The 7,637-nt window shown below is 42.8% G+C and carries 9 protein-coding genes and 1 pseudogene; 5 read left to right on the top strand and 5 right to left on the bottom strand.

From position 1 onward, the window contains the following. Both IQ242_RS11490 and IQ242_RS11485 read right to left on the bottom strand, forming a co-directional pair. Nucleotides 1-478, bottom strand: a pseudogene (locus tag IQ242_RS11490) (hypothetical protein); the annotation flags it as partial. After that, nucleotides 475-693, bottom strand: a complete 219-nt coding sequence (locus IQ242_RS11485) for a hypothetical protein (protein WP_193960064.1) — start codon at nt 691-693, stop codon at nt 475-477. The gene IQ242_RS11485 and the pseudogene IQ242_RS11490, both read right to left, overlap by 4 nt. 432 nt (nt 694-1,125) lie before the next feature. On the opposite strand from IQ242_RS11485, the gene IQ242_RS11480 reads away from it, so the two are divergent. From IQ242_RS11480 to IQ242_RS26735, 4 genes are all read left to right on the top strand, one after another. Further along, complete coding sequence (locus tag IQ242_RS11480) at nt 1,126-1,407, top strand: UPF0175 family protein (RefSeq protein WP_193960063.1); 282 nt, start codon at nt 1,126-1,128, stop codon at nt 1,405-1,407. Between the two features lies 1 nt (nt 1,408). Further along, nucleotides 1,409-1,708 (top strand): hypothetical protein, encoded by a 300-nt coding sequence (locus tag IQ242_RS26135; protein ID WP_228020939.1) that lies wholly within the window; start codon nt 1,409-1,411, stop codon nt 1,706-1,708. A gap of 36 nt (nt 1,709-1,744) precedes the next feature. Continuing rightward, the gene (locus IQ242_RS26130) at nt 1,745-1,897 is read left to right on the top strand and encodes a DUF3368 domain-containing protein (RefSeq protein ID WP_370582980.1); all 153 of its coding nucleotides are present in this window, start codon (nt 1,745-1,747) and stop codon (nt 1,895-1,897) included. 81 nt (nt 1,898-1,978) lie between these two features. Next, the gene (locus IQ242_RS26735) at nt 1,979-2,101 is read left to right on the top strand and encodes a hypothetical protein (protein ID WP_255520648.1); all 123 of its coding nucleotides are present in this window, start codon (nt 1,979-1,981) and stop codon (nt 2,099-2,101) included. 474 nt (nt 2,102-2,575) lie between these two features. On the opposite strand, the gene IQ242_RS11470 is transcribed toward IQ242_RS26735, so the two are convergent. From IQ242_RS11470 to IQ242_RS11460, 3 genes are all read right to left on the bottom strand, one after another. After that, nucleotides 2,576-3,538 carry a protochlorophyllide reductase gene (locus IQ242_RS11470; protein ID WP_193960062.1) on the bottom strand — a complete coding sequence of 321 codons (963 nt, stop codon included), beginning with the start codon at nt 3,536-3,538 and terminating at the stop codon, nt 2,576-2,578. Nucleotides 3,539-4,310: 772 nt separating this feature from the next. Next, the gene (locus IQ242_RS11465; protein WP_110577900.1) at nt 4,311-5,312 is read right to left on the bottom strand and encodes a CsgG/HfaB family protein; all 1,002 of its coding nucleotides are present in this window, start codon (nt 5,310-5,312) and stop codon (nt 4,311-4,313) included. A gap of 59 nt (nt 5,313-5,371) precedes the next feature. Next, a complete protein-coding gene (locus IQ242_RS11460) occupies nt 5,372-6,358 on the bottom strand; it encodes a succinate dehydrogenase/fumarate reductase iron-sulfur subunit (RefSeq protein WP_193960061.1) in 987 nt (328 codons plus the stop codon). A 532-nt stretch (nt 6,359-6,890) separates the two neighbouring features. Between IQ242_RS11460 and IQ242_RS11455 the strand changes: the two genes are divergently transcribed. Then, entirely contained in the window at nt 6,891-7,277 is a 387-nt protein-coding gene (locus IQ242_RS11455; protein ID WP_002734386.1) for an AbrB family transcriptional regulator, read from the top strand. The last annotated feature ends 360 nt before the right edge of the window (nt 7,278-7,637 follow it).

Here is a 7,637-nt window from a genome sequence, read left to right as displayed (position 1 = left end):
GGGGTGGGGAGACGTTAATAGCAAAAAAACCTACTCTTATTGCTTGATAATGTGGGTTTCCGTCGTAGATTGCGTAGTTTCTAAAGGCAACTGGATAATTGTCATCTAGATAGTAGATTAAGTGTATACAATCTCTAGTGTAACATCCAGTAAAGAAGCTAAAACTTAAAGTTTGAGGATGTGAAGAACGAAGTTTATTTTCCCCAGAGGAAGCAAGACGGGTTATATTGCGTCCTAGGGAACGTCCAGTTATCCCAGTAATAACATAAAAGCCGTTAGTATCCATATCATCCGTTGTAAAAGTTCCAGAACCGCTCACATAACCCTCTCTCTCACTCCCCCCATCAAAATACCAATTCCATAACTGGGAAGCCGAAGCAGGATTAGAATTAACAAGAAGCATTCCAGCAGTTGCAAGGGTAAATCCAGAAATCAAGCCCAAAACGTTATTAATTTTCTTACACAGTTTTGCAGTCATCGCACTACTAAACTGCCATCAGCATTATTCCAAGCAGAACCATTACCAGTAGAACCGGATTTAACGTAGATGATAGCCATGATATACCTCGTGTGAAAAAGATAGTACAGAGTCAATAGGGAATCCACCCGAAACTTAGTTCGAGTTAGATAAAGTTGATAAGTAGGCGAATAGTGGAGAAAACTGCCTCTAAAGACACCAAAACCATTAATCAAGCTTGGATGTCAGAAAATTTAGCACTGGTTAGGGATAATGCTTAGATTGTAGAGGCGAATAGTTATAAGTTCCGTTTATTATTTTTTTTCATTCATCAGCAGAGCTTATTAAATAAACCATGCAGAGAGAAAATATCTGGTATAATGGCACTCCTGCAAGGATTTACCTAGGGATAAGCTGATTTATGTTGCTAAGGTTATATTTTGAGCAACTTTTGTCAAGTCAGTTAGGGTAGGGAGATGACTACAGCCTTGTCATCGGAGTCAGCCATAGGAATTTGGCCGCTATTGTTGATGGTAAAGGCGGAGATACCGTCGCCATCGAGGTTAGGATTACCTGCGGTGATATTGTAGGTTAAGGGGTTGTTATCGGCATCGGTGGCGGTAAATAAGTGTTATAAATAATTATAGGCTACTGAAAATAAATTTCAAATGACGACAACAGAAATTAAATTCACTCTAACTTTACCTAAAGTTCCAGAAATTCATCATCTGGAAGCTGAGAAAAAAGCTAAAGAAGCCTATGTTATGACTTTACTTCGTCATGGTGATATTAGTGCGGGACGTGCCGCAGAATTATTAGAGATCGATCATCAGAAACTTTCTGATTTAATGGATCACTATAATATTTGTTCATTCCCTATGCAAACCCAAGAAGAATTACAACAAGAAGTGGCTGAGACTCTCCAAATTTTAGAGAGATATAAAAAGTAACGTGATTATTGTCTCTGATACTACCCCTTTAAGTGAATTAGCAAAAGTTGGAAAACTTAATTTACTTCATGACATTTACGGGAAAATTATTATTCCTCAAGAAGTTTACCATGAGGTAACAACAGGAACTCATCCAGCAGTTAATTTAGTTCAATTAGCAGACTGGATAGAGAGACGAACAATTAGCAGTTCAGAAAAAGTCTCTACTTTGAAAACGATAACTAATTTAGGTTGGGGTGAATGTGCTGCTAGGATTTTAGCTAAAGAATTAGAAGCCGATCAATTATTGATTGATGATTGAGAAGCTAGGCGAGTTGCTTGATCTCGAAATTTAAAAATTACTGGTACATTAGGTATTTTATTATTCGCCAAACACCTAGGATTAATTACTAGCGTTCAGGAAGTTTTAGAGGCGTTAATTACTCAGGGTAAACCTATTAATCCAAGACTATATCAAGAGGTTTTATCTACCGCACAAGAATCATTGTAATTATTCAATAATTGCTGATCAAGGGACGTAAACATCATCACTCATGTACCCTAAAAACATTAATTAAAGGAGAAGTTTTTAATGGAATATCTTATTAGACCAGACCAACCGACCCAATGGAAAATTAACCCAGTAGATTTTATTGAAAATCTCGAAAAATCTTGGCATGATACCACTTTGTTTGCCCAGCAGATGCACAATTAGCCCTAAAAATCTGATAGCTCTGATACCAAATTATTGAGAGAAACTCTCATTAAGCTGGCGATCGCTGAATAGAGTGTGACACTTCATAATTCTTAGTAATCGCTAAAAGTCTTACTATACAAGGGCTAGAGCAACTTTTTATTTCAACGACTAGGGTGCGGAATGTGGGTTGGATAACCCAGAAATCACCCGTTTTAAGCTAAATCCCCCTGCAAGGAGAAGTAAACCAACCACGTTATCGCCTTCGGGGACAGACTGCGGTGGCTCTTGTGCAGCTTGAAACAAATAAGCCGCACCTGCATTAAAAGCTTGCAGTCAAATCGGAATAATAACAAATCGGTTTTTAATAGTATCATTAACTGCCAATCAAACTTTAAAAACCCAGTTATGGACTGTTTCTCCCTGTCCCAGCGCTCCCCGTTTCCACAAGGACACAAGTTACCTTGTGTCCCTTTTTAGTCTCAAAATCGGAATTTAGGCTAATCCGACTAATTTAGCGCTGTATTCCCACATTTTTTCGCCTCTTTCCTCGTCGCGAGCTTGAGGAGAAACCCTTTGTACAAAAGATTTACCCTCTTTTTTCTGACGGTTGCCCCAACTCCAGTAAGCGCCGGATTGACGGTATTCGGGGTCAGCCACCACCATGGCCACTCTTTCCCCGGCTAATTCTTGGGAAACATAGCCACCGGTGATATTTTTCTGGAACCAGGGGAAAAACTGCTGGAAAAAGGGGTAATGATTGCGGAAAAGGGGTGTATCGGCCACACAACCCGGATAGAGGGAAGTAAAAGTGATTCCGGTGGATTCGTGATAGCGTTTGTGCAGTTCCCGCATGGTGAGAACATTACACACCTTACTATCTTTGTAGGCTTTGACCGATTCAAATTTTTTGCCGTCGGCCATAGTAATCGGCTCTTTGAAACCCTTGGCAAACCCTTCTAAATCGCCCAAATCGGGACGAGGAGGAATTTTACCGCCTAATTCATCGGGATTATGGGTGACAGTGCCGAGAATGACTAAACGCCGGTCGGGAGAGGGGGAATTTTTTAGGTCTTCCAAGAGCAAATTTGAGAGCAGGAAATGACCTAAATGATTGGTGGCCATGCTCAATTCATAACCGTCGGGACTTCTTAAGGGTTCTTTGAGCAAAGGCAGATAGATAGCGGCATTACAGACTAAAGCGGTTAGAGGTCTGCCCAAGGCCCGGAAATTTTTGACGAAGCGCCGGACGCTATCGAGGGAACCGAGGTCGATAAATTCAATAGAGTAGTTATCCCGGGGAATGTTTAATTCCTTGGCCGCCTGTTCCATTTTCGGTATATCCCGACAGGCCATAACCACAAACCAACCTCTTTGAGCAAGGGATTTAGCGGCGTAGAGACCGACTCCAGAAGTTGTCCCAGTAATGATCACCGTGGGTTTTTGATCTTGTACCATTTTTTGATAGTTTTCGTTAATCGCTCTGGTCTAGGGAATATCCAAAAGATTCCGATTATAAATTTTATCTCAAATGTCGGGGTTTCATCCCGTCCCTAAAAGCGACGGGATAAAACCAAGCGCCAACATAAAACAGCACTTCGACACATTTCGACAGGCTCAATGTCAAGGCTCAATGTAAAGGCTCAGTGACACGAAGCACGATTAAAAATAAGCGTCCAGTCTCCTGACAAAATCTCGAATAACTTCTTCTTGTAAGGGTCTTGACCTACTCAGGCCAAATAGCTACCATGTAAGTAGAGCGGATAGGGTAATCAACCGCTTTAAAAACCCATGTAGTCTAACCACTACGCTATCTGCACCTTGACAATTAAAGATATGGGGTTCTACTCAATAGTTCTAGTTTCCCCCTGCTCGTGATGTAAAATCTTTACAGGAAATAGACAAAGCAGTATTTGAAGCTAACGTTTCAATTCAAGCAAACTTTGTACCCCCCCTTGCCACCCGACGTCGGGGGGGCAAGGGGGGGACTATCGTAGGGCATACGAAAAGTAACGCGCAAGCGTGAGAACCACCTCTGGGTTGGATAACGCAAGGCATATAATTTAAGTGGACTCGTTGAACTAAGAATCCCGAAGCGCTTAGTGCGACGGGAGTGTCAAATAACTTCAAATTTTCGTGAGTGTTAACTTATCAGTTATCAGTGATCAGTTATCAGATTTAAGTTTACCGATCTCCCCACCTCCCCACCTCCCCAATTCATAATTCCCAATTAACGAATGGGTTTAGCTAAATCACCGATTTTAAAACCATTACCGGTAATGATGCGACCGACGCTAGATTGACCATCAGCTTCGACAATTTCGAGAGTGCCAATCGGTTGAGTAATCTGACGGATAACCTTACCCGTTTGCGGATCCTTGACCGTTTGAGTTGTCCTTTCGATGGAAATGCGTAAACCAACACGATAACCCTCTCCCGTACCTTTATTGAGAATTACCTGATTTCCCGCCACGGCAGCCACTAAAGCGGTGACAGTCGGGAGCGAGCGAGGTGTAGCGGCGATTTGGTCAGCTTTATTATTGAGATTATCCACCACCTGCGCTACTGCCTTATCGGTGGCAATACTGAGTAATTTCCCTTCGTTGGAGGTTTGGGAACCACCCCCAACTCCTAAAACCACGGTTGAACCATCGGATTGATTGGCACTACCATCTCCCTGAGCGGTGGTAATAATTTCGGCCGTGGTGGTATTAATTGCCCGGACATTCAACTTGACAAAAGCATCGGTTTCTGTCTTAGCAGTGCTAAAAATAATAAACGAGCCACCGGATTGTTTTTTTTGTAAATCGAATTGGGTAATCGAACCGATAATCACCACATCTACCCCCAAAATTTGCCCGATTTGAGCAGCGGTAGCGGCATCTACCCGTCCCGAAGCTCCCAAATTCTGTTCTCTGAGGACAGCATCAATGCGACTGCGCTCAATGACTGTATAGCGACCACTTTCCACCAATTTATTGACGAGAATATCACTGACACCACTGGCTCCACCATTGAGAAATGTTAACCATTGGGGATTACTGAGACCGCTATAATCGAAGTCTAAAACCGCTACGCGCACCTTTTCGCTTTTTTGGGCTAAGAGTAATGGTAAATTGTTAGAGGTAGCTTGGGAGAAAGCCGGTGCGTTGAAGCTAAAACCCAAACTAGAAGCGACTCCCACAAGGGTGATTAGGGCAGAAAAACCACGGATACTATCTCGATCGAACATGATAATGAGTTCTCCAGTCAAATAGAATATAGATCATAATGATCTCAAAATTACTCTAACTATCGAGAGCGAGAATTTTGAATGGCCGTAATTAAACCTCTCACTTCCTCGGTTCCCTCGGAAGCTTCAAAGGAAGTGGGAAATTTACCCTTAGCAATCATCCGCAATCCCAAGGGGGCAATACTTAATAAACCCTGTAAATCGCGCCAATAATTGCCCAGCACATAGAGGCCGAATTTGCGTTCATCCACCCATCCCCCTGCTTTGACTAATTCCACTAAAACTTTCCGGTGACGAATGGGACGACTACTATCGGCCGACTGACGAGCGAGTATTTCCTGTTTAATTTTACCGATCTGATCCATGGGGGCCACTTCCATAGGACAAACCGCATTACAGAAATAGCAACGGGTACAACCCCAAACCCCTGCGGTGCCTTGGTTATAAAGTTCTAGACGACCTTCTTGATTACCATCGCGGGAATCTGCTAGGGTGCGCTGCGCTTTTGCTAAAGCGTGGGGCCCGACAAAATCAGGATTCACTTGCTTGGCGTTACATTCCGAATAACAGGCCCCGCACATAATGCAGTTACCCATCTGATTGAGATTGGCTCTTTCTTCTGGAGTTTGCAGAAATTCTCGTTCGGGAATGGTGCGTGCTTGACTACTAATATAAGGTTCAACCCTTTCTAAATCGTCCCAAAACGGTTGCATATTGACGATTAAATCCCGGATAATTGGTAAATTACCCAGGGGTGCGATCGTGATTTCGGGAATTTCTCCGGCATCTTTTTGGCTACAATGGTTTAATTCACTGGCGATATTTTGTTGACAAGCCAAGGCCGAACGACCGTTAATTTTCATCGCACAGCTGCCACAAATTGTATTGCGGCAATTTTTGCGAAAGGCCAAAGTTCCATCAAGTTCCCATTTGATGCGATTAAGGCAGTCGAGAATTGTATTTCCGGCCTCCACCTCTAGGGTAAAATTTTCTAGGTAGGGGGTGTCGTTGGGTCGTTGACGCAGAATTTTAAAAGAAACTTCCATACTCGGCAAGGGGATGAGGGACTCCTAATACTCAGGATAATCGATGTTAACGGGCCAAAGGGGAGCTAGTAATGGTAATTAATCCTTAAGATTTTCCCTAGTCGGTTTAGCCACGGGGTAGGTACCTAGACCTAATGATAGATGGGCAAGTCGCTCGAAAACAGTTTAATCCCCCCGGATTTACTGCTCTGGGTCATTAGTTTTTTGCCAACTCCAACCACAAGTAAATTTTCTCAATTCCTTGCTGGGTATAGCTTTATCGGTTTTATGGACTTACTTTCTCCCCCCTGTTTTCCTCCCACCCGACCAAAAATTGCGAGAGTCTTAACCCAAAATTTCCTCTCCCCCACAAGGTTTACACTTACTACCTAGTCCGGGGTCTTCTTAGCACGATTGTCATCACCGAACCATCAGTTTTAAAAAATTTATTATTCCCCTCTAGACATTTTTGGCAAGATTTTTGGTATGATCAATTTGTCAGTGTAAACTTAATTGACAGTCAGTCAAAAATCAAGGAACATTAAAAAGTACCATGAGTGACATCTCTCCTACTCCCCTAACCGGGAAAGCTCTACTACAAAAAGTCAAAGAGTTATCCCACTTACCCCGTCGCGAAACGGCAAAACGTTGTGGTTACTACTCTCAAAGTAAAGATGGCCAAGTTCGGGTCAATTTAACCGACTTTTACGATGCTGTTTTGGGTGCAAAAGGGGTTCCTCTCGATCCCGAAGGCACTAAAGATGGCCGCGGCCGCGAACCCACTTTCCGGGTTAGTGTCCACAAAAATGGTCAAATCGTCATCGGTTCCACCTATACCGAACAAATGAACTTGCAGCCCGGTGATGAGTTTGAAATCAAACTTGGCTACAAGCACATCCACCTCAAACAAACGGAATCAGAAGAACCGGTAGAAGCTTAAATAGGTTACGGAGTAGGGATAAGGACAAAAAAAATCGGCAGTCAAAAGGGCTAGTTTTGACAAGACCGACCAAAAAGACAATATAGATTCTTATCCCTAATTCTAACCCCTGACCGCCTCTTTCATCAACTCGAGGGGTTTTACTTAAGCACTTTTTCTTCTTTTTCGCAACCCCCTAGGGATGGATTTTTGTTGGAGCTAGGCTTTCCCAAAGCAAAGTTCCACAGTTATCCTATGCCTAGAGGGTTTGTTGTTTTAGCTATCAGGAGAGAGGAGACTCCGAGACAGGAGACTCCGAGACAGGAGATTATTTCTATTTAGGGTTTGCTGAATAATGGTAAAACCCTTTTAAAATAAAGC

Origin of the sequence: Microcystis sp. LEGE 08355 (assembly GCF_015207185.1) — a bacterium.
Classification (GTDB): Bacteria; Cyanobacteriota; Cyanobacteriia; order Cyanobacteriales; family Microcystaceae; genus Microcystis; species Microcystis panniformis.
This window is presented reverse-complemented; position numbering and strand designations above follow the sequence as displayed.